At 63.4% G+C, this 23,169-nt stretch carries 27 protein-coding genes; 10 read left to right on the top strand and 17 right to left on the bottom strand.

The window, feature by feature from the left end:
* Nucleotides 1–459: a DUF4265 domain-containing protein gene (locus LMH93_RS06845; protein WP_004576044.1), complete on the top strand. Its 459-nt coding sequence runs from the start codon at nt 1–3 to the stop codon at nt 457–459.
* 3 nt (nt 460–462) lie between these two features.
* Here the strand turns inward: LMH93_RS06845 and LMH93_RS06840 are convergent, their stop codons facing one another.
* The gene (locus tag LMH93_RS06840; protein ID WP_003254651.1) at nt 463–1,344 is read right to left on the bottom strand and encodes a DMT family transporter; all 882 of its coding nucleotides are present in this window, start codon (nt 1,342–1,344) and stop codon (nt 463–465) included.
* A gap of 195 nt (nt 1,345–1,539) precedes the next feature.
* Here LMH93_RS06840 and LMH93_RS29630 point away from each other — a divergent pair, with 195 nt between their 5' ends.
* Entirely contained in the window at nt 1,540–1,668 is a 129-nt protein-coding gene (locus LMH93_RS29630; RefSeq protein WP_003254652.1) for a hypothetical protein, read from the top strand.
* A gap of 110 nt (nt 1,669–1,778) precedes the next feature.
* On the opposite strand, the gene LMH93_RS06835 is transcribed toward LMH93_RS29630, so the two are convergent.
* Together LMH93_RS06835 and cysK are read right to left on the bottom strand one after the other, a co-directional pair.
* A complete protein-coding gene (locus tag LMH93_RS06835; protein ID WP_003254653.1) occupies nt 1,779–2,714 on the bottom strand; it encodes an aspartyl/asparaginyl beta-hydroxylase domain-containing protein in 936 nt (311 codons plus the stop codon).
* Nucleotides 2,715–2,887: 173 nt separating this feature from the next.
* Nucleotides 2,888–3,862 (bottom strand): cysteine synthase A, encoded by a 975-nt coding sequence (cysK, locus tag LMH93_RS06830; protein WP_003254654.1) that lies wholly within the window; start codon nt 3,860–3,862, stop codon nt 2,888–2,890.
* A gap of 132 nt (nt 3,863–3,994) precedes the next feature.
* On the opposite strand from cysK, the gene LMH93_RS06825 reads away from it, so the two are divergent.
* The 3 genes from LMH93_RS06825 (at nt 3,995) to LMH93_RS06815 (ending at nt 7,293) form a co-directional block, all read left to right on the top strand.
* The gene (locus tag LMH93_RS06825) at nt 3,995–5,068 is read left to right on the top strand and encodes a DUF748 domain-containing protein (protein ID WP_003254656.1); all 1,074 of its coding nucleotides are present in this window, start codon (nt 3,995–3,997) and stop codon (nt 5,066–5,068) included.
* 187 nt (nt 5,069–5,255) lie between these two features.
* On the top strand, nt 5,256–6,101 hold the full coding sequence (locus tag LMH93_RS06820) for an AAA family ATPase (RefSeq protein ID WP_003254658.1): 846 nt from the start codon (nt 5,256–5,258) through the stop codon (nt 6,099–6,101).
* A gap of 13 nt (nt 6,102–6,114) precedes the next feature.
* A complete protein-coding gene (locus LMH93_RS06815) occupies nt 6,115–7,293 on the top strand; it encodes a vWA domain-containing protein (protein WP_003254660.1) in 1,179 nt (392 codons plus the stop codon).
* A gap of 81 nt (nt 7,294–7,374) precedes the next feature.
* Here the strand turns inward: LMH93_RS06815 and LMH93_RS06810 are convergent, their stop codons facing one another.
* From LMH93_RS06810 to LMH93_RS06795, 4 genes are read right to left on the bottom strand one after another with little or no spacing between them, the layout of a single operon-like run.
* A complete protein-coding gene (locus LMH93_RS06810; RefSeq protein WP_003254662.1) occupies nt 7,375–8,292 on the bottom strand; it encodes a biotin-dependent carboxyltransferase family protein in 918 nt (305 codons plus the stop codon).
* Nucleotides 8,289–8,975 carry a 5-oxoprolinase subunit PxpB gene (gene pxpB, locus LMH93_RS06805; RefSeq protein WP_003254664.1) on the bottom strand — a complete coding sequence of 229 codons (687 nt, stop codon included), beginning with the start codon at nt 8,973–8,975 and terminating at the stop codon, nt 8,289–8,291. The genes LMH93_RS06810 and pxpB overlap by 4 nt, the downstream gene beginning before the upstream one ends.
* Nucleotides 8,975–9,751 carry a 5-oxoprolinase subunit PxpA gene (locus tag LMH93_RS06800; protein ID WP_033726002.1) on the bottom strand — a complete coding sequence of 259 codons (777 nt, stop codon included), beginning with the start codon at nt 9,749–9,751 and terminating at the stop codon, nt 8,975–8,977. Before LMH93_RS06800 ends, pxpB begins: the two co-directional genes overlap by 1 nt.
* Nucleotides 9,752–9,760: 9 nt before the next feature.
* The gene (locus LMH93_RS06795; protein ID WP_003254666.1) at nt 9,761–11,047 is read right to left on the bottom strand and encodes an MFS transporter; all 1,287 of its coding nucleotides are present in this window, start codon (nt 11,045–11,047) and stop codon (nt 9,761–9,763) included.
* 130 nt (nt 11,048–11,177) lie between these two features.
* On the opposite strand from LMH93_RS06795, the gene LMH93_RS06790 reads away from it, so the two are divergent.
* Nucleotides 11,178–12,089, top strand: coding sequence for a LysR family transcriptional regulator (locus LMH93_RS06790; RefSeq protein WP_003254668.1), 912 nt, complete (start codon nt 11,178–11,180; stop codon nt 12,087–12,089).
* A gap of 134 nt (nt 12,090–12,223) precedes the next feature.
* On the opposite strand, the gene LMH93_RS06785 is transcribed toward LMH93_RS06790, so the two are convergent.
* Genes LMH93_RS06785 through LMH93_RS06775 form a run of 3 tightly spaced genes read right to left on the bottom strand, consistent with a single transcriptional unit; the run spans nt 12,224 to nt 14,040 of the window.
* Entirely contained in the window at nt 12,224–12,745 is a 522-nt protein-coding gene (locus tag LMH93_RS06785) for a DUF2937 family protein (RefSeq protein WP_012051506.1), read from the bottom strand.
* Between the two features lie 9 nt (nt 12,746–12,754).
* Nucleotides 12,755–13,528, bottom strand: a complete 774-nt coding sequence (locus LMH93_RS06780) for a class II glutamine amidotransferase (RefSeq protein ID WP_003254671.1) — start codon at nt 13,526–13,528, stop codon at nt 12,755–12,757.
* Between the two features lie 14 nt (nt 13,529–13,542).
* Nucleotides 13,543–14,040: a hypothetical protein gene (locus tag LMH93_RS06775; RefSeq protein WP_003254673.1), complete on the bottom strand. Its 498-nt coding sequence runs from the start codon at nt 14,038–14,040 to the stop codon at nt 13,543–13,545.
* Between the two features lie 178 nt (nt 14,041–14,218).
* Here LMH93_RS06775 and LMH93_RS06770 point away from each other — a divergent pair, with 178 nt between their 5' ends.
* Nucleotides 14,219–16,261: a S9 family peptidase gene (locus LMH93_RS06770; protein WP_230064947.1), complete on the top strand. Its 2,043-nt coding sequence runs from the start codon at nt 14,219–14,221 to the stop codon at nt 16,259–16,261.
* Nucleotides 16,262–16,504: 243 nt separating this feature from the next.
* Here the strand turns inward: LMH93_RS06770 and LMH93_RS06765 are convergent, their stop codons facing one another.
* A complete protein-coding gene (locus tag LMH93_RS06765) occupies nt 16,505–16,783 on the bottom strand; it encodes a hypothetical protein (protein ID WP_003254675.1) in 279 nt (92 codons plus the stop codon).
* A gap of 132 nt (nt 16,784–16,915) precedes the next feature.
* Here LMH93_RS06765 and LMH93_RS06760 point away from each other — a divergent pair, with 132 nt between their 5' ends.
* Nucleotides 16,916–17,287 (top strand): YajD family HNH nuclease, encoded by a 372-nt coding sequence (locus LMH93_RS06760; RefSeq protein WP_003254676.1) that lies wholly within the window; start codon nt 16,916–16,918, stop codon nt 17,285–17,287.
* A 72-nt stretch (nt 17,288–17,359) separates the two neighbouring features.
* Complete coding sequence (locus LMH93_RS06755; RefSeq protein ID WP_003254677.1) at nt 17,360–17,830, top strand: RNA methyltransferase; 471 nt, start codon at nt 17,360–17,362, stop codon at nt 17,828–17,830.
* Between the two features lie 64 nt (nt 17,831–17,894).
* Here the strand turns inward: LMH93_RS06755 and LMH93_RS06750 are convergent, their stop codons facing one another.
* Genes LMH93_RS06750 through LMH93_RS06740 form a run of 3 tightly spaced genes read right to left on the bottom strand, consistent with a single transcriptional unit; the run spans nt 17,895 to nt 19,815 of the window.
* Nucleotides 17,895–18,113: an aldehyde dehydrogenase family protein gene (locus LMH93_RS06750; protein ID WP_127644235.1), complete on the bottom strand. Its 219-nt coding sequence runs from the start codon at nt 18,111–18,113 to the stop codon at nt 17,895–17,897.
* 2 nt (nt 18,114–18,115) lie between these two features.
* Nucleotides 18,116–19,324, bottom strand: a complete 1,209-nt coding sequence (locus tag LMH93_RS06745; protein ID WP_230064946.1) for a hypothetical protein — start codon at nt 19,322–19,324, stop codon at nt 18,116–18,118.
* 41 nt (nt 19,325–19,365) lie between these two features.
* On the bottom strand, nt 19,366–19,815 hold the full coding sequence (locus tag LMH93_RS06740; protein ID WP_004575890.1) for a YcgN family cysteine cluster protein: 450 nt from the start codon (nt 19,813–19,815) through the stop codon (nt 19,366–19,368).
* Between the two features lie 145 nt (nt 19,816–19,960).
* Between LMH93_RS06740 and LMH93_RS06735 the strand changes: the two genes are divergently transcribed.
* Nucleotides 19,961–20,554: a nitroreductase family protein gene (locus LMH93_RS06735; protein ID WP_003254681.1), complete on the top strand. Its 594-nt coding sequence runs from the start codon at nt 19,961–19,963 to the stop codon at nt 20,552–20,554.
* Between the two features lie 112 nt (nt 20,555–20,666).
* Here the strand turns inward: LMH93_RS06735 and LMH93_RS06730 are convergent, their stop codons facing one another.
* Genes LMH93_RS06730 through rnd form a run of 3 tightly spaced genes read right to left on the bottom strand, consistent with a single transcriptional unit; the run spans nt 20,667 to nt 23,025 of the window.
* Nucleotides 20,667–21,599: a D-2-hydroxyacid dehydrogenase gene (locus LMH93_RS06730; protein WP_004575888.1), complete on the bottom strand. Its 933-nt coding sequence runs from the start codon at nt 21,597–21,599 to the stop codon at nt 20,667–20,669.
* Between the two features lie 2 nt (nt 21,600–21,601).
* Nucleotides 21,602–21,895 carry a YcgL domain-containing protein gene (locus LMH93_RS06725; RefSeq protein ID WP_003254683.1) on the bottom strand — a complete coding sequence of 98 codons (294 nt, stop codon included), beginning with the start codon at nt 21,893–21,895 and terminating at the stop codon, nt 21,602–21,604.
* Complete coding sequence (gene rnd / locus LMH93_RS06720) at nt 21,892–23,025, bottom strand: ribonuclease D (protein ID WP_047604268.1); 1,134 nt, start codon at nt 23,023–23,025, stop codon at nt 21,892–21,894. Before rnd ends, LMH93_RS06725 begins: the two co-directional genes overlap by 4 nt.
* Nucleotides 23,026–23,169: the final 144 nt, after the last annotated feature.

Raw genomic sequence — 23,169 nt, 5'->3', positions numbered from 1 at the left:
ATGAACAGCGCGTACAAAAAGGTCCTGTTCCGCCTGGAACAGGACGAGAACGGCTACCCACCAGCCTCGGTCGAGGGCCTGTGGGCCAAGGCCGTGGAAGGCGGCTATGCCATCGACAACATCCCCTTCCATGTCTATGGCATCGCCCCGGGCGACGTGATCGACACCCGCGAGGAAGCAGGCGAAACCTGGTTCGCAGCGCTGCGCCACAGCAGCGGCAGCTCGGTGTTCCGGGTGGTCGTCAAACCACCGGAAACCCTCGACCAGGTGCGCGCAGCATTGCTGGATTTCGGCTGCGCCTGTGAAACCGAGCAAGCAGTGAAGATGTTGGCGGTCGAGGTCCCACCGCAACGCTCGCTCGATACCCTGCTCTACTACCTGCTCACCCAGCGCGAAGCCGGCCTGCTGGACTTCGAGGAAGGCGTGTTGCGCCACGCCATCCCCGAAGAATTCCGCTAGGGCCTACGCCTCGGCCAGGCGCGCGGCAGGCTTGCGAAACACGAACAGCAGCCCTACCACGATCAGCCCCATGCCCAACAGGCTGAGCGGTGCCAGGCGGTTACCGAAGATCAGCAAGTCCATTACCGCAGTCACTGCCGGCACCAGGTAGAACAGGCTGGTGACATTGACCAGGTTGCCCTTGGCGATCAGCCGGTACAGCAGCAAGGTTGCCAGCAGCGAGACCACCAGGCCCATCCACAGCAGCGCACCGACGAAGCTGCCGGTCCACTCGACATGAAGCGGTTGCAGAGGTGCGAACAGCGCGCACATGGCAAAGCCGGCCAGGTACTGCAGCGGCAGCGTGCCCATGGGGTTGTCGGTAATGCGCTTCTGCAGGATCGAGCCAAAGGTCATGCTGACCAACGCCAGCAGGGCGAACAGCATGCCCGCCAGCGATACCCCGCCCAGGTTGATGCCCTGGTAGACCACCATGATCAAGCCACCCAACCCCAAACCCAGGCCGAACAAACGGCTCCAGGAGCGCTGGCGTTCCATCAGCACCACGGTGAGGATCGGTTGTACCCCCATCACCGTGGCCATGACGCCGGGGGTGACATGGGTATCAAGCGCCAACAGATAGAAGATCTGATAGGCACCGAGCAGCACACAACCGGTACCCAGGGCGCGCAGAATGCTCCCGCGAGTACGCGGCCAGCGCAGCCCTAGCAACGGGCCGATCAGCAACAGGCCGGCCAGGGCCAGCGCCGAGCGCAACAGCAGAAAGGCAAACGGGCTGGCATGCGCCAGGCCGAGCTTGGAGACGATCGCCCCGCTGCTCCACAGCAGGACGAACAGGCAGGTAGTGGCCGCCGAGGCCACGGACGTTTTGGTAAAGACAGACATGAATTGCCACCTGATAGTAGGCAGATAAGCCAAACGGACGGCGTGCGCTTCAACGTGAGCAGTAGCCGACCGTGTTCAGTACGTTGCGCGTGCGAAGGGTTGCGGCACGAAGCCGATCAGCCCAGCACAACCACGCAATGAGGCGGAGCTACGCCGCCTACGACGCCACTGACAGGTGGTGGGGAGTGACAGATCATGACCGGCTGCTGGCTACCACGCACGACCAAGCCCGCGACTGGCGCGATGGCAAAGCGTGTGGTGGAAGGGATGGCTGGCATGAACGCGGTCTTTGAGAAAGTGAATGTTCTGGAATATAGCGAGTGATTCTTCGCGGCACAACCCCGCTGCCACAAGCGCACCCTCGTCCTTGAAGGATGAGGCGCACCGGTGGCAGCGGGATTGCCCCGCAAAGAGGCTGGTTAGCGCAGAAAAACTCAGAACAACCAGCGATACAACAGATACGCCACCACCACCGCCAGTACCGGCCGCAGCACGCGGTAAGCCTTGGGGTTGGCGCGCTTGAACTGCTTCACATGGCTGCTGATCCTGTTGCTGAAGCGCTTGCTCCAGGCGTACGCCTGGTTGATCCCGCCCACGCGCTCGTCGTCGGTGTTCTGCGGCGCGGTGGCGCGGCCGAGGAAGGCACTGACCTTACGGTTGATGCGCGTCATCAGTGGGCTACTCAGCGGGCGCTCGATGTCGCAGAACAGGATCACGCGGGTTACGTCGGTTTCGTTCTTGACCCAGTGCACGTAGGTTTCGTCGAACATCACGTCTTCGCCATCACGCCAGGCGTACTGCTCACCGTCCACGTAGATGCGGCATGCGTCGGAGTTGGGCGTGGACAGCCCCAGGTGATAACGCAGCGAGCCTGCGAACGGGTCGCGGTGCGGGTTCAGGTGGCTGCCGCCGGGCAGCAGGGCAAACATTGCGCCCTTGACATTGGGGATGCTGCTGACCAGCTCGACAGTGCGCGGGCACAGGGTTTGCGCCGAAGGCAGCGGTTTGTCGTACCACTTCAGGTAAAAGCGCTTCCAGCCTTTCTTGAAGAACGAACCGAAGCCGGCGTCGTTATCTTTCTCAGCGGCACGGATATAGCCTTCGTCGAACAGGCGCATGGCCTCTTCGCGAATTTCCTGCCAGTTGTCCTTCAACACGTCCAGCTCCGGGAAGCGCTGGCGATCCAGGTAGGGCTTGGACGGCACGCCGGAAAACAGGTACATCAACGCGTTATAGGGGGCGAACAGCGCCGAATGGTTGACGAACTGGCGCAACACCGGCAGGCGGGCCTTGCCGCGCAGGTGCACGAACAGCACGCTGCCGAAAAACACCAGCAAGACACCCGCCTTGGCTGCAAAGGAAAAGGTCATGCTTTCACTCCTTGGGGAAGAGCCAGGGCTGCGCTGCCTGCTCTCCAGAAAATCATCCTGCCATCATAAACCGATCCCGCCGCGGTAAAAACAACCCGGGCGGGATCGCATTCATGAAGATTTTGCAATAAACCAGGCCGCCGATTGTTGCGCCGGATCAGCGGGAAGGCCGATTACTGCTGGTTTTCCTGCTCGCTGAACATGTCGCTGAACAGCATGCTCGACAAGTATCGCTCGCCCGAATCGGGCAGGATTACGACGATGGTCTTACCCTGCATTTCCGGTTTTTCGGCCAGGCGCACCGCTGCCGCCATTGCCGCACCGCAGGAAATACCACAAAGGATGCCCTCTTCCTGCATCAGGCGAATCGCCATGGCCTTGGACTCTTCGTCGGTCACCGTCACCACTTGGTCGACGATCGACAGGTCGAGGTTTTTCGGCACGAAGCCGGCGCCGATGCCCTGGATTTTGTGCGGGCTGGGCTTGAGTTCTTCGCCGGCCAGGGTCTGGCTGATCAGCGGCGATGCCACGGGCTCCACTGCCACCGACAGGATGGCCTTGCCCTGGGTATGTTTGATGTAACGCGACACGCCGGTGATGGTGCCGCCAGTGCCCACACCCGCCACCAGCACGTCGATGGCGCCGTCCGTGTCGTTCCAGATCTCAGGGCCGGTGGTTTTCTCGTGAATGGCCGGGTTGGCCGGGTTTTCGAACTGGCCCGGCAGGAAGTACTGCTCCGGGTCGGAGGCGACGATTTCGTTGGCCTTCTCGATGGCGCCCTTCATGCCCTTGGCCGGATCGGTCAATACCAGCTCGGCGCCCAGTGCCTTCAGCACCTTGCGGCGCTCCAGGCTCATCGAGGCGGGCATGGTCAGCATCAGCTTGTAGCCGCGGGCGGCGGCGACGAAGGCCAGGCCGATACCGGTGTTGCCCGAGGTGGGCTCGACGATGGTCATGCCCGGTTTGAGCTTGCCGCTGCTTTCGGCGTCCCAGACCATGTTCGCGCCAATGCGGCATTTGACCGAGTACCCGGGGTTGCGCCCTTCGATCTTGGCCAGGATGGTCACGCCGCGCGGGGCGATGCGATTGATCTGCACCAGCGGCGTGTTACCGATGGAGTGGGCGTTGTCTGCAAAGATACGGCTCATGGCAGGGGTCCTTGGCATGAAAAAGCAGGGAAATGCCTCAAGGGTAAGCCTGCGGCGGTGGCCCGTAAAGCCTGTTCGAACTCAGCCCGGCACGTTGCGGTCAACCGCACATCCCGCCTTGGAGACAGCCTCATGAAAGCCCGCTATCGCTGGCCGCTGGTCGGCCTGGCCAGCCTGATCGTGCTGCTGGTGGCGCTGCACCTGGCCCTGCCCTACCTGGTGCGCGACTACCTCAACGACAAGCTGGCCGACATGGGAGACTACCGCGGCCAGGTAGCCGATGTGGACCTGGCCTGGTGGCGCGGTGCCTATCAGATAAACGGGCTGAAAATCGTCAAGACCACCGGCAAGGTGCCCGTACCGTTTCTCGACGCCCCACTGATCGACCTCTCGGTGAGCTGGCATGCGTTGTGGTACGACAAGGCAGTGGTGGCGGAGGTGACCTTCGTGCATCCCGAGCTGAACTTTGTCGACGGTGGTAGCAAACAGGCGTCGCAGACCGGCCAAGGTACCGACTGGCGCCAGCAGCTGGAAAAACTCCTGCCCATCACCCTCAACGAAGTGCGTATCGACAATGGCGTGCTGACGTTCCGCAACTTCAATTCCAAGCCACCGGTCGACCTCAAGGCCACCCGGTTGAACGCCAGCATCCGCAACCTGACCAACGTGCGCGACCAGAAAGGCCGTCGCGACGCAAGTTTCGAAGGCACGGCGCTCATCGCGGGGGATGCGAGCGTAGAAAGCCGTGCCACCTTCGATCCTTTCAGTGATTTCGACGACTTCGAATTCAGGCTTCGCGCCACCGGCATCGAGCTGCGCAAACTGAATGACTTTGCCAGCGCCTACGGCAAATTCGACTTCAATGCCGGGCACGGTGACGTGGTCATCGAGGCCCAGGCAGAAAACGGCCGGCTGAACGGCTATATAAAACCGCTGCTGCGTGATGTCGACGTGTTCGACTGGCAACAGGACGTCGAGGAAAAGGACAAGGGTTTCTTCCGCTCGGTGTGGGAGGCCTTGGTGGGGGCGACCGAGACGGTGCTGAAGAACCAGCCGAAAAACCAGTTCGCTACCCGGGTGGAGCTCAGCGGCAGTGTGCGCAAACAGGATGTCAGTGCCTTCGAGGCGTTCTTGCAGATCCTGCGCAACGGGTTTGTCCAGGCATTCAATGCGCGCTATGAGCAACCAGCGCCGAAGTCTGACTGAGACAGCGTGACGGGGCATTCAGGGACTGAATACCCGGTCTGCGTTTGCAGCCGCCTGGCCCCGCGTTATAGTCGGAAACAAATCCGGATTATGTGCTGCCTGTTCGGGCCGCTTCGCGGGTAAACCCGCACCTACAACCCTGTACCGCGAAAAGGCCCGCACAGCCCTAAACAGAGGACAACCCCCCATGAAGTTCGAAGGCACCCGCGACTACGTCGCCACAGACGACCTGAAGCTGGCGGTAAACGCGGCCATTACCCTCGAACGCCCGCTGTTGGTCAAGGGCGAACCGGGCACCGGCAAAACCATGCTCGCCGAGCAGTTGGCGGCCTCGTTCGGGGCGCGCCTGATCACCTGGCACATCAAGTCCACCACCAAGGCCCACCAAGGCCTCTACGAGTACGACGCGGTCAGCCGCCTGCGCGATTCGCAGCTAGGCGTGGACAAGGTGCACGATGTGCGCAACTACCTGAAAAAGGGCAAGCTCTGGGAGGCCTTCGAGGCCGACGAGCGGGTCATCCTGCTGATCGACGAAATCGACAAGGCCGATATCGAATTCCCCAACGACCTGTTGCAAGAGCTCGACAAGATGGAGTTCTACGTCTACGAAATCGACGAGACCATCAAGGCCAAACAGCGTCCGATCATCATCATTACCTCGAACAACGAAAAAGAGCTGCCGGACGCCTTCCTGCGCCGCTGCTTCTTCCACTACATCGCCTTCCCCGACCGCACGACCCTGCAGCAGATCGTCGACGTGCACTACCCGAACATCAGCCAGTCGTTGGTCAGCGAGGCGCTGGACGTGTTCTTCGACGTACGCAAGGTGCCGGGCCTGAAGAAAAAGCCGTCCACCTCCGAGCTGGTCGACTGGCTCAAGCTGCTGATGGCCGACAACATCGGTGAAGCGGTGTTGCGCGAACGCGACCCGACCAAGGCCATCCCGCCGCTGGCCGGTGCGCTGGTAAAAAACGAGCAGGATGTACAACTGCTCGAGCGCCTGGCCTTCATGAGCCGGCGCGGCAACCGCTGACAGGAGCAGGGCCATGCTGCTCAATCTGTTCAATGAGATGCGTGCGGCCAAGGTGCCGGTTTCGGTGCGTGAACTGCTCGACCTGCACCAGGCCTTGCAAAAGCGCGTGGTGTTCGCCGACATGGACGCGTTCTACTACCTCGCCCGCGCCATCCTGGTGAAGGACGAACGCCACTTCGACAAGTTCGACCGTGCCTTCGCAGCCTACTTCAAGGGCCTGGAAAACCTCGACCGGCACATCGAGGCGCTGATCCCCGAAGACTGGCTGCGCAAGGAATTCGAGCGCTCGCTGACCGATGAGGAACGCGCACAGATCCAGTCGCTCGGCGGCCTGGACAAGCTTATCGAGGCCTTCAAGCAGCGCCTCGAAGAGCAGAAGGAACGCCACGCTGGCGGCAACAAGTGGATTGGCACCGGCGGCACCAGCCCATTCGGCTCGGGCGGCTTCAACCCCGAGGGCATCCGCGTCGGTGAGGCCGGCAAGCGCCAGGGCAAGGCAGTAAAAGTCTGGGACCAACGCGAGTACAAGAACCTCGACGACCAGGTCGAGCTTGGCACCCGCAACATCAAGCTGGCCCTGCGCCGGCTGCGCAAGTTCGCCCGCGAAGGCGCCGCCGAAGAGCTGGACATCGACGGCACCATCGACCACACCGCGCGTGATGCCGGGTTGCTGAACATCCAGATGCGCCCCGAGCGGCGCAACACCGTGAAGCTGCTGTTGCTGCTCGACATTGGCGGTTCGATGGATGCCCACGTCAAAGTCTGCGAAGAGCTGTTCTCGGCCTGCAAGACCGAGTTCAAGCACCTGGAGTATTACTACTTCCACAATTGCGTTTATGAGTCAGTGTGGAAGAACAACCTGCGCCGCACGTCCGAACGTTTTTCCACCTTCGACCTGCTGCACAAGTACGGCGATGACTACAAGGTGGTGTTCGTCGGTGACGCGGCCATGGCGCCCTACGAGATCACCCAGCCGGGTGGCAGCGTGGAGCACTGGAACGAAGAAGCCGGGTATGTGTGGATCCAGCGTTTCATGGAAAAATTCAGGAAGGTCATCTGGATCAACCCGTACCCCAAGCAGGCCTGGGATTACACCGCGTCGACCCATCTGGTGCGCGACCTGATCGAGGACAAGATGTATCCGCTGACCCTGCAAGGGTTGGAGGACGGGATGCGCTACCTGTCCAAGTGAGGTTGCCTGCTCCAACATCACCGTCAAGGCATGCACAGGACGTGTGTAGGAGCGGGTTCACCCGCGAAGAGGCCGCCCGCTCTACCGCCAACGGTTCAGGTAATCCTGCTGCTCCCGCCAGGCCTCGTCCTGCACCACCGCCCTGAACCGCACCACCGCCCCCGGCATGCACTGCGCCAGTTGCGCCAGCGCCAGCGGCGTCAGCGCGCCCAGCCGCGGGTACCCACCAATGGTCTGCCGGTCATTGAGCAACACGATCGGCTGCCCGTCCGGCGGCACCTGTACCGCTCCCAGCGGGATCCCTTCGGAGATCATCGGCGCCCCTTGGTACACCAGCTGCGGCCCCAACAACCGGATGCCCATGCGGTCGGCCCGGCTGTCCAGCGTCCATTCCCGGTTGAATGCCTCGAACAGGCTGGTACCGCTGAATTCACCGATCTGCGCGCCCATCACCAGGTCGAGCACCGGCTTTGGGGCGAACTGTGGGCACAACGCGTGCGGCACTTCGCGCAGGGGTGCACTGCTACCGGTAAAAGCCAATGCCTGGTGTTTAGCCAGCGCAGCCCCCTGGCCATCGATGCCACCCAGTGCTTCACGTACCACGGTGGCACAACTGCCCAGCACCTCCTCACCCAGGAACCCACCCGGTGCCGCCAGATACGCCCGCACACCCACTTTGGGCTGCTTCAGGGTCAAGCGCTGCCCCTTGGCCAGGGCAAAGCTGCGCCATGGCGCCAGCGGCTGATCATCGACACACGCATCCAGGTCGGCACCGGCCAGGGCCAGCACGCAATCCTGTTCAGCCACCACGCAAAAACCACCCAGCGCCACCTCGACCACCGGCGCCCCCAACGGGTTGCCCAGCAGCCAGTTGGCCCAGTGCATCGCCACCCAGTCCAGCGCCCCGCCCTGGGTCACGCCAAGGTGGCGCACGCCGAAGCGCCCGGCATCCTGTAACTGGCACAACGGCGTACTGGCCTCAATCATCAACTGCTTCATCCCTGCGCCTCCACATCACCACCCATGGCCAGGAATTCGCTGCGCGAAACCGGCACGAAGCGCACCCGGTCACCGGGTTGCAAAAGGCTGTAACCCTCACGCTCACGGTCGAACAACCGCACCGGGGTGCGCCCGATCAGGTTCCAGCCACCCGGCGATACTGCCGGGTAGGCCGCCGTCTGGCGCTCGGCAATACCCACGCTGCCCGCCGCCACGCGCTTGCGCGGGGTACTCAGACGAGGGCTGGCCAGGCGCTCGTCGACCAGGCCCATAAAGCCGAAACCAGGCGCGAAGCCCAGGGCAAACACCGGGTAATCACGTTCGCCGTGCAACCGAACAATCTCCGCTTCACTCAAGCCGCTGCGGGCCGCCAGCACAGGCAGCTCGGGGCCGACACTGGCGTCGTACCACACCGGGATCTCGTGTCGGCGGCCGCCACTGCCGGTGTCAGGCTGCAAGCCGTCCAGCGCCTGAGCGATTCGCGCCCTGGCCTCGCCTGGCGGCAGGGCAGACTGCACCATCAGCGTGGTGTAGGACGGCACCAGGTCCAGCAGGTGCTCGCCGAACGCCGCGCTCAAGCGCCGGCTGGCGGCGAGCATCCATGGCATGTTGGCCTCATCGATACGGTCGAACAGGCGGACCATCAGGCTGTCGATGGCGACCACTTCAATTCGCGGTTTCATCACGCCTCCAGCCCATCGAGGGCCTGGCGAATCTGCCGCACCGCCGCCACCGAACTGTCGTTGTCGCCATGCACGCAGAGGGTGCGGGCGGCAAGCTGCAAGGCACTGCCATCGTCAGCCAACAGCGTTTCGCCTCGGGCCAGACGCACCGCCTGTTCCACCACCCGCGCCGGGTCGTGATGCACCGCGCCCGGCAGGCGCCGCGACAGCAGATGGCCGCTGGCGGTGTAGGCGCGGTCTGCGAACGCCTCGAACCACAGCGGCACGCCGATTTCATCGCCCAGTGCCTGGGCGGCACGGTTGTCGGCGGTGGCCATCAGCATCAATGGCAGGTTGCTGTCATAGGCCGCTACGGCCTCCAGCACGGTACGCAGCTTGAGCGGGTCGGCCATCATGTCGTTGTACAGCGCGCCATGGGGCTTCACATAGGCCACGCGACCACCCAGCACTTTGCAGATGCCATCCAGCGCACCGATCTGGTAATGCAGCAGGTCACGGATTTCTTCCGGGCTGCAGGCCATGGAACGGCGGCCAAAGCCGACCAGGTCCGGGTAGGCCGGATGCGCGCCGATAGTCACCCCGTGCTCCAGCGCCAGGGCCACGGTACGGCGCATGATACCGGGGTCGCCGGCGTGGTAGCCGCAGGCGATGTTGGCGCAATCGATGTAAGGCATGACCTCGGCATCCAGGCCCATGCGCCAGCTGCCGAAACTCTCACCCATGTCGCAATTGAGTAGCAGGCGTTCCACCACGCGGTCTCCCTTGTCGTTGTGCATAGGCCTACCTTACCGCGCCTGCAGCTGTTTGCCGCGGGTTTCAGGCAAGCTCAAGGCCGCCACGATCACAATGCCGTAGGACACCGCAGAAAACACGCCGATACCCAGGCCCAGCGGAACATTCTGGCCGAGCATGCCGATCATCAACGGAAACAACGCGGCAATGACCTTGCCGATGTTGTAACAGAAGCCCTGCCCCGAACCCCGAATGCGCGTGGGGAACAGTTCGGTCAGAAACGCCCCCATGCCGCTGAAGATACCCGAGGCGAAGAAGCCCAACGGGAGGCCCAGCCACAGCATCACGCCATCGCTGACCGGCATCTGCGTGTACAACAGCACAATGACGAAGGAGCCCACGGCGAACAGGATGAAGTTCTTCTTGCGCCCCAGCAGGTCGGACAGATAAGCACTGACCACATAGCCCATGTACGAGCCGACGATCACCATGGCCAGATAGCCCCCCGTGCCCAGCACACTCAGGCCGCGTTCGTTCTTCAGGAAGGTTGGCAGCCATGAGGTGATGGCGTAGTAACCGCCGAGCGCGCCGGTGGTCAGCAGGGATGCCCGCACGGTGGTCCAGAGCATGCCCGGCGCGAAGATTTCGTAGAAGCGCGAGGGTGCCTCGGCGTTTTCCACTGCCTTGGCCTTACGATAGACCTCAGGATCCTTGACCAGGCGGCGAACGAAGATCACGAAGATTGCCGGTACCAGCCCCAGCAGGAACAACGCACGCCAGGCCTGCTCTGCCGGCAGCCAGGAGAACAGCAGCGCATAGAGGATGGCCGTGAGGCCCCAGCCAATTGCCCAACCGGACTGCACCATGCCCACCGCCTTGCCGCGGTCCTGGGCGCGGATCACCTCGCCGATCAACACCGCGCCGGCGGTCCACTCGCCACCGAAGCCAAAGCCCATCAGGGTTCGGGCAATCAACAGTTGCTCGTAGTTCTGAGCGAAGCCGCACAGAAAGGTGAAGAAGGCGAACCACAACACCGTCAGTTGCAGGGTACGCACCCGGCCGATGCGGTCGGAGAGGATACCGGCCACCCAGCCTCCTACAGCCGAGGCGATCAGCGTGCTGGTGTGGATCAACCCGGCTTCGGTGGTGGTGATACCCCACAGCATGATCAGCGTAGGGATGACGAAACTGAGCATCTGTGTGTCCATGCCGTCCAGGCCATAGCCAATCTTGCAGCTCCAGAAGGTACGTCGTTGCTGTTTGTCGATGTCGCGGTACCAGGCGAAAGGCCCGGACGAACGGAGGGAACTGACCTGCTGTTGCACGCCGGTGGGGTTCATGGATGCCTCGGCTTGTTGGTATTGTTTTATGGGCGACATGAAGCGTCGCGGCCTGGGCGCCATTGTTCAGAGGCCACCTCGCCTGCGTCCAACGAAAAAAACCGCCGGTCTGGAACAAGAAAAACTGATCATGAACCTTCGCTTCCTCGAAACCTTCGTCTGGGTCGCCCGGCTCAAGAGCTTCCGCCTGACGGCAGAAAAGCTGTTCACCACCCAGGCTTCGGTATCCAGCCGTATTGCCGCACTGGAGGCTGACCTGGGCGTGAAGCTGCTGCTGCGTGACTCCCGCGGCGTCAGCCTGACCCCGGAGGGCGGCAAGGTGCTGGAATACGCCGAACGCATGCTGGAAACCGCCAAGGCCATGAAGCAGTCGCTGGACAGCGACCGGGCCAAGGTCGGGCGCATTCGCATCGGGGTAATGGACACGGTGATCCACACCTGGATGAGCGCGCTGGTGGCGGAGCTGACCGAGCGCTACCCGCAGGTGGAAATCGAACTGGTGGCCGACACCGCGCTGAACTTGCGCGAGCAGCTGCAGAAGGGCTTTCTTGACGTGATCTTGCAGACCGACTTGCTGCGCGAGCAATCGATCCGCAGCCTCGACCTGGCGCGCTACCCAATGGGCTGGGTGGTGGCCGCAGGCGCCCACCAGCACCGGGACTATGCATCGCTGGCCGAACTTGGGCGCGAGCGCATCATCACCTTCTCGAAGAATTCACGGCCGCACCAAGAGGTGCTGAGCTTGCTGCAGGCTGCGGGGGCAGAGGCGCCGCGGTTGAATTGTGTGAACTCGGTGGCGGCGATTACCCGGCTGTTGCGCGACGGTTTTGGCATTGGCGCGCTACCGCCGGCGCTGGTGGATGCCGAGTTGGGCCGGGGCGAGCTGGTGCTGCTGGAAGGGTTGCAGCCGCCGCCGAGCCTTGAGCTGGTGGTGGCGTGGCAGACCGGGGTGGCGTTGGTCGATGAGGTGGTTGGGGTTTGCCGGCAGGTGTTGGAGCGGTATGCGCGGGATGTGGGGGGGCAGCGGATCGTGCTGGTCTGACCAACAGTCTCTGCCTGTACCGGCCCTTTCGCGGGCTTGCCCGCTCCCACAGGTACAACCTGGCCCGCCAGGCCTGTGATGATCCTGTGGGAGCGGGCAAGCCCGCGAAAGGGCCGGTACAGGTACAGCAGAACTTAGCGCCAGCTCTCTTTCACCACCCTGCGCCGCCCGCCCAGGATCAGCCAGCCAATCCCCAACAACACGCTTTCGACCACAAAGGCCAGCACAAAACCGGCACCCACACCCCAGCCAATCGCCTCGGGCACCAGCAGAATCTGGTAGCTGTAGCCATTGAGGGTTTCTTCACGCAACTGCGGGTCGGCCTGTACCAGCACATGCCAGGTACGCTCGGCCCATGACCCTTGCAGCACCTGCCATTCGTTTTCCAGCAGTTCGTTGCGGATCATCAGGCTTTCGATGCTGTTGGCATCACTGTTGAACACCGGGTCGTCGCTGCTGCGGTAGTGCTGCAGCAGCGCCTGCAAGTCGCCCTTGAAAAAGCGCTCGGCCGTTTGCCGGAACCCATCGAGTGCCTCGCGCGATTCGAACAGGTGCGCCTCGACCCGCTGGCTGTAGTCCTTGACCAGCCCCGGGACCTGGATACCGGCCAGCAGGCCGAAGGTGAACAACAGCAATCGCAGGTAACTTCTGAACATGCAGCGTCCTTAGCTCTGGCCGTGCGCCACGCACTCGCCGTGCCGCCACAGGGCCCACTGACCCGGCGCGTAGCGGTGCCAGGTCTCGTTCTCGGTCAGGGCCTCGGTAGCAATCACCGTGACCACGTCGTTGGGGGTGGTTTCGGTATGAAAATCGACGATCAGGTCGACATCCTTCAATCGTGCGGCACCAAATGGCGCACGGCGGGTAATGTGCACCAGCTTGGTCGAGCAAAAGCAGAACAGCCAGTCGCCGTCGCTGAGCATGCAGTTGAACACGCCCTGACCACGGTAGCCGGCACAGGCTTCGACCAACACTGGCAGCAGCTGCTCCACCGGCACCGGTTCGGGGAAAGCGCTGCGGATGCGGTTGAGCAGGTCGCAGAAGGCCGCTTCGCTGTCGGTGTCGCCCACTGGCCGGTAGAAACTGGCCAGGCCCTTGAAGTCACCCAGCTGGCCGTTGTGCGCGAAGCACCAGTTGCGGCCCCACATTTCCCGTACGAACGGGTGGGTGTTGGACAGGCACACCCTGCCGACGTTGGCCTGACGGATATGACCGATCACCACTTCGCTTTTGATCGGGTAGCGCTGCACGAGGTTGGCCACTTCCGACTCGCTGCTCGCGGCCGGGTCCTGGAACAGGCGCAGGCCGCGGCCTTCGTAAAAGCCTATCCCCCAGCCGTCACGGTGCGGGCCGGTACGCCCGCCCCGCTGCATCAGGCCGGTGAAGCTGAAAACAATGTCGGTAGGGACGTTGGCACTCATGCCCAGCAGTTCGCACATAGGCGTGTCTCCGTTTACAGACGAGGCTCGACCCGGCCTGCGCCACGCGTAGCGGCTGGCGGCAAGTCGTCACGGTAACGGTCGCTGCGCTCGGCAGCCAGCGGCGCCTGGGTGCCGAGCTGGTCATCCTCGGCCCGCTGACGCCTGGCGGCGGCTTCGGCCTGCTCACGGCGTGCGTGCGCGCGCTTTTCCAGCGGCCAGCGCAGCAGCACGAAGAGGAAGTACAGGCCGAAGGCGATCATGCCATACATGGCGAAGTCGGACACAGCGCGCCAGGCGTTGTTACCGACCTTGAAAGCGACATCCAGCGCAGTGATGGCGATTGCAGGGGCGAAGCTGTCCTTGACCGGGTCGACGATGGTCGGGGTCAGCAGCAGCACCGCCAGCACCACCCGTAGCGGTTCGCGCAGCCAGCGCCACATCCAGCCGGTGAGCTTGAAGCCCACCAGCAGGCACCCTAAGGCGGCTACTGCGTACAAGCCCCAGGCGAAGGTGTAGTCGTTCTCGGTCATGGTGTTCGTGCAAGCCAGGCAAAGAGATGCCTATGATAAACACTTTTCCGGGCGCAGACAGTGTTTGCCTGTGCCGGCCTCTTCGCGGGTAAACCCGCTCCTGCCTCGGTGCGATCCCTGTAGGAGCGGGTTTACCCGCGAGAGGCCGGCACAGGCAACCCCAATCAAGAGATCTTCAATGCCAGCCAAGCCCCAACCCCCGATTGCCCAAGCCGACCAGGCCACCGACCCGTATGCCTGGTTGCAACAGCGCGATACCCCCGAGGTACTTGCTTACCTGCACGCTGAAAACGCCTACCAGGAAGCCTGCCTGGCCGACCAGGCACCGTTGCGTGAGCAACTGTTCGAAGAGATCAAAGGCCGCATCCTGGAGACCGACCTCTCGTTGCCGGCGCCCTGGGGCCCCTACCTGTACTACACCCGCACCACCGCCGGCGACGAATACCCGCGTCACTACCGCTGCCCACGCCCGGCCGACGACTCGAACACCGTCGATGAAAGCCAGGAGCAACTGCTGCTCGACCCCAACGCCCTGGCCAACGGCGGTTTCCTCTCCCTCGGCGCGTTCAACATCAGCCCCGACCACCGTCTGCTGGCCTACAGCCTCGACACCAGCGGCGACGAAATCTATACCCTGTACGTCAAAGACCTGGCCAGTGGCCGTGTCACTGCCCTGCCCTTCGACAACTGCGACGGTAGCCTGACCTGGGCCAACGACAGCCAGACGCTATTCTTCGCTGAGCTGGACGACACCCACCGCCCATGGCGCCTGCGTCGCCACACCTTGGGCACCGACGCCGCGCACACCGTGTTCGAAGAGCCAGACGGGCGTTTCTTCCTGCACTGCTACCGCACCAGCTCCGAGCGCCAGCTGGTGCTGCTGCTGAACAGCAAGACCACCAGCGAGGCCTGGGTGCTGGACGCCGACACCCCGCAGGCGCCGTTCACCTGTCTGGCGCCGCGCGTCGAAGGCCACGAATACTTCCCCGACCACGGCCAACTCGACGGCCAGTGGCGCTGGTTCATCCGCACCAACCAGGATGGCATCAACTTCGCCCTGTACCACGCGCCAGTCGCACCAGTGCCAAGCCGCGAACAGTGGCAGGTGCTGGTGGCGCACCGCGACGCGGTCATGCTCGAAGGCCTCAGCCTGAACGCCGGTGCCCTCACCCTGAGCTTGCGCGAAGGCGGCCTGCCGATCATCGAAGTACGCCCACAGGGCCTGCCGGCCTACCGCGTCGAACTGCCAGACGCCGCCTACAGCCTGTACGTGCAGGACAGCCTGGAATTTGCCAGCACTCGCATACGCTTGCGCTACGAAGCACTCAACCGCCCGGCCCAGGTGCGCCAGCTGGCGTTGTCCACGGGCGCCCAGGTGGTGCTCAAGCAAACCCCGGTGCTCGGTGCATTCGATGCCGATGACTATGTCAGTGAGCGCCTGTGGGCAACCGCAGCGGACGGCACCCAGGTGCCGATCAGCCTGGTACGCCGCCGCCAGGACCTGGGCAAGACCGTGCCACTGTACCTGTACGGCTATGGTGCCTATGGCGAAAGCCTCGACCCCTGGTTCTCACATGCGCGCCTGAGCCTGCTGGAGCGCGGCGTGGCCTTTGCCATCGCCCATGTGCGAGGTGGTGGTGAACTGGGGGAGGCCTGGTACCGTGCCGGCAAGCAGGAGTACAAGCACAACACGTTCAGCGACTTCATCGCCTGCGCCGAGCACCTGATCAGCCAGGGCGTGACGGCCGCCGACCGCCTGGCCATCAGTGGTGGCAGCGCTGGCGGCCTGCTGATCGGCGCGGTGCTCAACCTGCGCCCTGAGCTGTTCCGCTGCGCCATTGCCGAAGTGCCCTTCGTCGACGTGCTCAACACCATGCTCGACCCGGAGCTGCCGCTGACCGTGACCGAGTACGACGAATGGGGCAACCCTGAGGAACCGGAGGTGTATGAACGGATCAAGGCTTATGCGCCGTACGAGAACCTGAAAGCGCAGGCCTACCCGGCGATGCTGGTGGTGGCGGGCTACAACGACAGCCGCGTGCAGTATTGGGAGGCGGCCAAATGGGTGGCGAAGTTGCGCACGCTCAAGACCGACAGCAACCTGCTGCTGCTCAAGACCGAGATGGGGGCTGGGCATGGCGGGATGAGCGGGCGGTACCAGGGGTTGAAGGATGTGGCCCTGGAGTATGCGTTCGTGTTTGGCGAGCTGGGTATCCTTTGAGAGAGCGGGGGGCGCGTTGCGCCCCTTTCGCGACACAAGGCCGCTCCCACAGGACAGTGGACTGCACCCCAGATGTTGGACATCTGTCCATCTTCTGAGGTGCAGTCCACAGCGCGGAATCCAGTCCAACCTGTGGGAGCAACTGTCTTGCTCAATTTCTAAAAGCTGGCGCGATCCGTGTGGGAGCGGCCTTGTGTCGCGATGGGCTGCAAAGCAGCCCCAGACGCCCTCAGCTCCCGCCCGTCAATCATCCTCCACAACCGGCTTCGGCGGGTCCTGCCGCAACCCGGGCAATGGCTGATCCTTCGGCGGGCCGGGCACTGGCATCGGCGGCAACAAGGGCGCCCCCGGCTGGCTGTCATAAGCCTTGGGCGGCGTACTCGGGGTAATCTGCGGGTATGGCGTAGGCGTCGGCGTACCGGGCGCGCCGGGTACTGGCGGCGTGAGCCTGGGTGGCGTACTGGCAGCTTCTGCCAAGGGCAGGCCAGCCATCAACAGCGCGGCGAGGATCGCGTGAAACATCAGCAACCTCCTGTCGGGAACCTTTCTACAGGCTACGCCTAATTCAACGCTTTCGCCTGTCCGCCTGACCTGCAAGCGCGCTAGACTCAATGGCATAACCGTCACTTGCCTGATCAGAACAAAGGAAACACCATGAGCTCCACCTCTTCTGCCGCCGCCACCGCGCGCCTCGACCGCATCCTGGCCGATGCCAAGCGCGACAAGGAAATGGGCTACCGCGACAAGGCCCTGAGAATGTACCCGCACGTGTGCGGCCGCTGCGCCCGCGAGTTCGCCGGCAAGCGCCTGAGCGAGCTGACCGTGCATCACCGTGACCACAACCACGACAACAATCCTCAGGACGGCTCCAACTGGGAGCTGCTGTGTCTGTACTGCCACGACAACGAACACTCGCGCTACACCGACCAGCAGTACTTCAGCGAAGGCTCCACCAGCACCCCGAGCATTGCCAAGGCTACGCACAACCCGTTTGCCGGGCTGGCGGGCATGCTGAAGAAAGACTGACCATCGATTCGCCCCCCGCTGCTACCGGGCAGCCCGTATAATCGCGCTTTTTTTCGCGAAGGGCCCCGGTACGTGGCAAACAAACGATACAGCTGCATCGGCCTGTTCAACCCCAAGTCGGCAGAAAACGTCGGCTCTGTGATGCGCGCAGCGGGCTGCTATGGCGTCAATTCGGTGTTCTACACGGGCAAACGCTATGAACGCGCGCGTGACTTCGTCACCGACACCAAGCGCGTGCACTACGACATCCCGTTGATCGGCATCGACGACCTGCAGCGCATTATCCCGCTGGGCTGCACGCCAGTAGCGGTAGAACTGGTGGAGGGTGCGCGGCCATTGCCGGATTACACCCATCCGGACCGGGCCATTTACATCTTCGGGCCAGAGGATGGCTCGTTGAGCGAAGAGGTGCGGGGATGGTGTGAAGAGACTATCTACATCCCGACCGAGGGCTGCATGAACCTGGCAGCAACGGTGAATGTGGTGCTGTACGACCGCTTGGCCAAGGGGCTGAATACCCGCTCGGGGCCCAAGTTCAAATAAAAAGGCCGCCACTGCGGCGGCAGGACAGACCTGCCAACACAGGGCGACCGAGTGCTGAGCTCCGTCAGAACAGCACCGAAACCGGGCCGAACATTGCCTCGACAAACCATGGGTTGTCGCGATCAACGCTGCCGACGGTGGTTGGCTGCACGCTTCCCAACCTCGGTTTCGCCCCGTGAACAATGCTGAGTTTCTGCTCGGCGGTGTATTCCAGGTACGACTTGATACGCTTGAAATGCGACTTGCAGACGATGCCGCCCTGCCGATTGTCAGGCGCAGGGATGCCTAGTGCAGCACCTTGCTCTGCAGCACATCGGAACGCCGCCCCAGCACGTTCTCGCTGATCTGCACAAAGTCTTCGGTACTGACGCTGGGCAGGCGCATCAGCCCCCGCACCACATCGTCCAACGAACGTTTGGCCTGGGTGTGAATGCGGATTTCCTTGTCCAGCGCCTGCAACAGCATCACGCCGCGGGCCACCTGGGCCGGGCTTGCGCGTTCACCCTTGAGCCGGTTGACCTTGGCGCCCTGCTTGCTCAGACGCGCCTGCCAGACCTGGTAACGGTCATCACTCATCCCGCCCGAGCGGCGTAGCAACTCGTTGGCGTAATAATCGGTCAGGCTCTCTACCAGCCAGTCACTGCCGTCACGCCCGTGAATCTGCGCGAACAGTTGCACCAATTCGCGCAGCAACGGGCTATTGCCGTTTTCGCTGACCATGGGCCGGGCACTGTTCAGGTACAACGAGCCCTGCGCAGCCATAGCCCCTCGCCACATGCCGTCACGCGCCCCGACCAACAGCAGCTTGGGCGGGTTACGCGGGAACACAGCTTGTAGTTGTGGCCAGACGAATGTGAGCAAGGTCAGGCTGTCCATGCGCCGCATGCCCTGCCCCACCGGCGCGGCCACGGTCACTTCGGTCTCGCCCAGGCGAGCGCGGCGGCTGCCCAGGTCGCCGGCAAGCATCCAGCCGGTCGGGCGATCGAACAGGCGCGACACGTTGTCGATGCGAAACTTCCCCTTGCCGATACGCGGCCAGGACGTTTCGATGCTCTTCCAGCCCTCGGGCAGGTCGAAAGCCAGGCGCGCCACCAGCTCGGTACCATCCTGCTGGTCGAGGCGCGCAGGGGGTATCAGCTGGTCGCCGAGGAACAGTGCCCAGTGTGGGGTGATGCGTGATGAATAGGCGCCGCTGGCCAGCTTCTGGTTCAGCTGCACACGGTAGCTGAGGCTGGTCTTGCCGGCCGCTGGCTGCCAGATACCACGCTGCCCCTTCAGCTGCCATTGCCCATCGGCCTGGAAGCCGCTGTAGGCCCCAGCCTTGCCCAAGTCGAAGTCCAGGCTGCGCACGGCGCTGCCTTCGGCCAATGTCACGCGGACCTCGGCCTGGCCGCTGGCAGGTAGCAAGCGCACCTGGTAGTGGAGGTCGACCTTCTTCGCCCAGGCCGGCGAACTGGCCATCAGGCCCAACAGCAACAACAGCTGGCAACGCATACAGAAACTCCTTGTTTCCCCGAGGCAGCGGGCCGCGCCGGTCAGCTGGCGCGAAAGATCAGGTGGTCTTCCCAGTCGTCTTCGTGCACATCGTGTTCACTGAGCATACGCCCCGACTGGGAAATGCGCTGTTCATGAACCTGTTGCCGGTCGCCACAGACCAGGTGATGCCAAGCCGGCAAGTCCTTGCCCTCACTGACCAGACGGTAACCGCAGGTACTCGGCAGCCACTTGAACTGGTCGGCCTTGCCCGGGGTCAGCTGGATGCAGTCTGGCACGTGGGCGAAGCGGTTGGGGTAGTCGCTGCACTGGCACGTATCCAGGTCCAGCAGTTTGCAGGCGATGCGCGTGTAATAGACGCTGTTGTCGTCTTCGTCCTCGAGCTTTTGCAGGCAGCACAGGCCGCAGCCATCGCACAGCGACTCCCACTCTTGCTGGCTGAGTTGTTCGAGGGTCTTGCGCCGCCAGAACGGCGCGTTTTCAGCGATCATCACACAGGGTTCCTACCTTCATCTTGGGGGCCACGGCGCGCGGCGGCGCCAGTCTAGAGCCTGGCCTTCGGCAAAGCCAGACCGCTTGTCAGTCGCGACGGCACGCAGTAGCGTGCGCTTTTCCCGTCCGTTTGCAGGAGCCGCCATGAGCGCCAACCCCCGCATTGCCGATTACGCCATCAACGAGCAGTTCATCAACCGCTGGTCACCACGCGCCTTCACCGCCGAGCCGATCAGCGAAGAAACCCTGCTGAGCTTCCTCGAGGCCGCCCGCTGGGCACCGTCGGCCTATAATTCGCAGCCTTGGCGCTTCCTTTATGCCCGCCGCGACACGCCGAACTGGGAGCGTTACCTGAGCCTGCTGGTGCCCTTCAATCGCAGCTGGGCGCAACAAGCGTCGGCGCTGGTGCTGGTCATTTCGAAGACTACCTTCGCGGCCCCGGGCGCTACGGAAGAAAAACCGGCGCTGTGGCACACCTTCGACACGGGCTCTGCCTGGGGGCACCTGGCCCTGCAGGCCAGCATCAGCGGCTGGCATACCCATGGCATGGCCGGCTTCGATCAGGACCTGGCACGTCAGGAACTGAAGATTCCCGAAGGTTACGCACTGCATGCCATGGTGGCGATCGGCAAGCTGGGCGACAAGGCCAGCCTGGATGAAGCCCTGCAGGCGCGTGAAGTGCCAAGCCCGCGCAAGCCGCTGAGCGAGCTGGCTGCTGAAGGCGATTTCAGCCTGTAAGGTTTGTGTTGGCCGTGCTGGCCTCTTCGCGGGCAAGCCCGCTCCTACGGGGATATCACCACCCTGTGCTGGAGGGGTTTACCCGCGAAGAGGCCGGTACGGGCCACAGCAATCAGTAGCCCCGGGCGAAATCGACTTCGCCACGCAACCCCTGCCCCGCCGCATACGCTCGCACATTCTCCGCAAACAAGCGCACCATCGCCGCCGGCGAGGTGGGCGCCGAGCTGTGCCCGGTCAGCAGCAAGCCCCAGGCGGTCCAGAACGGGTGTTGCTTGGGCAGCGGCTCCTGGCGGCACACATCGATCACCGCACCGGCCAGATGGCCCTCCTTCAACGCCTCGACCAGGTCGGCATCGACCACCGCCACACCACGTCCGGCATTGATGAACAAGGCCGAGGGCTGGAAGCACTTGAACAGCGCTGCGTCATACAGGTCATGAGTCGCCGGGGTATCCGGCAGCAGGTTCAGCACGTAGTCGACCTGGCCAACCAAGCGCGGCAGGTCGGCCAGCGCCGCCACCTCGACGAACGGCGCCTGCTCACGGGCGCTGCTGGCAACGCCGTACAGCGCCACACCAAACGGCTGCAGGAACTCGGCCACACGCTGACCAATGTCGCCTACACCCACAATGAGGACCTTGCGCCCTTCCAGGCTGCGCCCCGGGCGGTCATCCCACCGCCGCTCGACCTGGCTGACCAGGCGCGACAGCACCTCACGCTCATGGCCTAGCATATAGGTGAGCATGTACTCGGCCATCACCTGCCCGAAGATGCCTACTGCGCGGCTCAGGCGGTAATCACGCGGCAGGCCGTCGGCCAGCAACGGCGTGATACCCGCCCATGTCGACTGTATCCAGCCAGGCTTGTGGCCTTGGCGCAGCAGACTGGCCAGCAAGTCCGGCTGGCCCAGCCACACCGGACACTGCGGTGCCTGGCGGGCCAGTTCGGCAGAGTCGCCGCTGGTCAACACTTCCACTTCTGGCGCGGCGGCGCGCAAAAGCCCGGCGTATCGAGCATGGTCATGCTCAGCGATCAGTACACGCATGGTCAGACGGGGTCGTTTCGGCGCAGCAGCTCTTCGGGCAGGTGCTCGATGTACTCATCTTCCAGCGGCGGCATCTGCAGGTGGTAGCCTTGGCTTTCGAGGTTCTCCAGCACCTTGGTGATGTCCTCGCGGGCCAGCTTGCGCTCAGGGCTGAGCACCAGGTCAAAAGCGTGCACGGGGGTGCCGAAGAACGGCAGCAGGCCTTCAGGCACGCGCTCCAGGCCGTCAGCCTTGAGTACGTACAGGTACATTTCGTTCTTGCGTGGGCTCTTGTAGATCGAGCAAATACGTTTCATCGGGTTTCTCCGGCACCTGCCAGGTTCTCCAGCAGGGCCTGGCCCATGCGCTCACGGCGCCAGCCGCGCAGCGAATCGGGCAGTTGATAAGGGCCATTGGGGTATCCGCTCTTGAGCAGCGCCTCCAGGGCTTTCTTGCGCAGCATCAACTCGGGCGCAATCCCCAGGCGCTCGCCTTCGGCCTGGCCGATGGCACGCAGCTGCTTGAGAAGGCCCGCAGCCTCGATCGGCAGCGGCTCGGGCAAGGGCGCAGGCCATTGCTCGGCAGGCAGGCTGGCGGCGCGCTTGATCAGCTGGATGAGGCACTCGCCGTCCTGACGAATGGTGCGTGGGTGCATCTCGTCGATCTTGGCCAGGGCCGACAGGTTGTTCGGCTGGCTTTTGGCCATGGGCCAGAGCGAGTGCTCCTTGAGGATACGATTACGCGGCACATCGCGGTTGCGCGCTTCGCGCTCGCGCCAGGCGCACAGCTCACGTAGCACTGCCAGTTGTTGAGGCGCCAGCTTCCAGGCCAGCTTGACGTCGCGGTACAGGCTTTCAGGCTCGACTTCACGGCGCAACGCAGCCACCAGCTCGGCGCCGTCTTCCAGCACCCAGGCATACTTGTCGTCACTCAGCCGCGGGCGCAGCACGGTGAACAGCTCGGCCAGGTGCACGGCATCTTCGGCAGCGTAGCTGACCTGGGTTTCCGAGAGCGGGCGTTGCAGCCAGTCGGAGCGGGTTTCGCCTTTGGGCAATTCGATGCCCAGCACTTCCTGCACCAGCCGCGAATAGCCCATGGAGAAGCCCAGGTTCAGGTAACCGGCGGCCAGCTGAGTGTCGAACAGCGGCTGAGGCAGCTTGCCGGTCAGGCGCAGCAGCACTTCAAGGTCTTCGCTGCAGGCGTGCAGCACCTTGACCACACCGCTGTCTTCCAGCAGGTCGGCCAAGGGTTGCCAGTTGCCGATCAGCAGCGGGTCGATCAGAAAGGCGCGTTGGCCGTCGCCGATCTGAATCAGCCCGGCTTTCGGGTAGAAGGTGTCGACCCGCATGAATTCGGTGTCGACGGCGACGAAGGGCAGCAGGTGCCAGTCGCGGCAGTGTTCGGCCAGGCTCTGGTCGTCACGGATCCAGTGAATTTCGATGGCCACAAGGCTCTCCCACTAACATTGGCGCGCAGTATATACGGCGCGGGCACTGCGGGTGAAACTGTCCCGCTTTTCGGGGGCAGTCCACCCTGTGGGAGCGGGCGCACCCGCGAATGAAGGCAACACGGTGTATGGCCCGGGCTTGCC

The sequence above is a fragment of the Pseudomonas sp. CIP-10 genome, from assembly GCF_020911845.1.
Lineage (GTDB): Bacteria > Pseudomonadota > Gammaproteobacteria > Pseudomonadales > Pseudomonadaceae > Aquipseudomonas > Aquipseudomonas alloputida.
Note: the sequence above shows the minus strand (reverse complement) of the source record. Positions and strands in the feature narration are given on the sequence as shown.

Excerpts from the sequence above, each read along its gene's own strand:
- LMH93_RS06770 (WP_230064947.1), top strand. The coding sequence starts at position 14,219 with ATGCCAGCCAAGCCCCAACCCCCGATTGCCCAAGCCGACCAGGCCACC.
- LMH93_RS06765 (WP_003254675.1), bottom strand. The coding sequence starts at position 16,783 with ATGTTTCACGCGATCCTCGCCGCGCTGTTGATGGCTGGCCTGCCCTTG.
- LMH93_RS06800 (WP_033726002.1), bottom strand. The coding sequence starts at position 9,751 with ATGCACAACGACAAGGGAGACCGCGTGGTGGAACGCCTGCTACTCAAT.
- LMH93_RS06820 (WP_003254658.1), top strand. The coding sequence starts at position 5,256 with ATGAAGTTCGAAGGCACCCGCGACTACGTCGCCACAGACGACCTGAAG.
- LMH93_RS06735 (WP_003254681.1), top strand. The coding sequence starts at position 19,961 with ATGAGCGCCAACCCCCGCATTGCCGATTACGCCATCAACGAGCAGTTC.
- LMH93_RS06790 (WP_003254668.1), top strand. The coding sequence starts at position 11,178 with ATGAACCTTCGCTTCCTCGAAACCTTCGTCTGGGTCGCCCGGCTCAAG.
- LMH93_RS06795 (WP_003254666.1), bottom strand. The coding sequence starts at position 11,047 with ATGAACCCCACCGGCGTGCAACAGCAGGTCAGTTCCCTCCGTTCGTCC.
- LMH93_RS06775 (WP_003254673.1), bottom strand. The coding sequence starts at position 14,040 with ATGACCGAGAACGACTACACCTTCGCCTGGGGCTTGTACGCAGTAGCC.
- LMH93_RS06825 (WP_003254656.1), top strand. The coding sequence starts at position 3,995 with ATGAAAGCCCGCTATCGCTGGCCGCTGGTCGGCCTGGCCAGCCTGATC.
- LMH93_RS29630 (WP_003254652.1), top strand. The coding sequence starts at position 1,540 with ATGACCGGCTGCTGGCTACCACGCACGACCAAGCCCGCGACTGGCGCG.
- LMH93_RS06725 (WP_003254683.1), bottom strand. The coding sequence starts at position 21,895 with ATGAAACGTATTTGCTCGATCTACAAGAGCCCACGCAAGAACGAAATG.
- LMH93_RS06785 (WP_012051506.1), bottom strand. The coding sequence starts at position 12,745 with ATGTTCAGAAGTTACCTGCGATTGCTGTTGTTCACCTTCGGCCTGCTG.
- LMH93_RS06740 (WP_004575890.1), bottom strand. The coding sequence starts at position 19,815 with ATGATCGCTGAAAACGCGCCGTTCTGGCGGCGCAAGACCCTCGAACAA.
- LMH93_RS06760 (WP_003254676.1), top strand. The coding sequence starts at position 16,916 with ATGAGCTCCACCTCTTCTGCCGCCGCCACCGCGCGCCTCGACCGCATC.
- LMH93_RS06835 (WP_003254653.1), bottom strand. The coding sequence starts at position 2,714 with ATGACCTTTTCCTTTGCAGCCAAGGCGGGTGTCTTGCTGGTGTTTTTC.
- cysK (WP_003254654.1), bottom strand. The coding sequence starts at position 3,862 with ATGAGCCGTATCTTTGCAGACAACGCCCACTCCATCGGTAACACGCCG.
- LMH93_RS06745 (WP_230064946.1), bottom strand. The coding sequence starts at position 19,324 with ATGCGTTGCCAGCTGTTGTTGCTGTTGGGCCTGATGGCCAGTTCGCCG.
- LMH93_RS06815 (WP_003254660.1), top strand. The coding sequence starts at position 6,115 with ATGCTGCTCAATCTGTTCAATGAGATGCGTGCGGCCAAGGTGCCGGTT.
- LMH93_RS06730 (WP_004575888.1), bottom strand. The coding sequence starts at position 21,599 with ATGCGTGTACTGATCGCTGAGCATGACCATGCTCGATACGCCGGGCTT.
- LMH93_RS06780 (WP_003254671.1), bottom strand. The coding sequence starts at position 13,528 with ATGTGCGAACTGCTGGGCATGAGTGCCAACGTCCCTACCGACATTGTT.
- LMH93_RS06840 (WP_003254651.1), bottom strand. The coding sequence starts at position 1,344 with ATGTCTGTCTTTACCAAAACGTCCGTGGCCTCGGCGGCCACTACCTGC.
- pxpB (WP_003254664.1), bottom strand. The coding sequence starts at position 8,975 with ATGAAACCGCGAATTGAAGTGGTCGCCATCGACAGCCTGATGGTCCGC.
- LMH93_RS06810 (WP_003254662.1), bottom strand. The coding sequence starts at position 8,292 with ATGAAGCAGTTGATGATTGAGGCCAGTACGCCGTTGTGCCAGTTACAG.
- LMH93_RS06845 (WP_004576044.1), top strand. The coding sequence starts at position 1 with ATGAACAGCGCGTACAAAAAGGTCCTGTTCCGCCTGGAACAGGACGAG.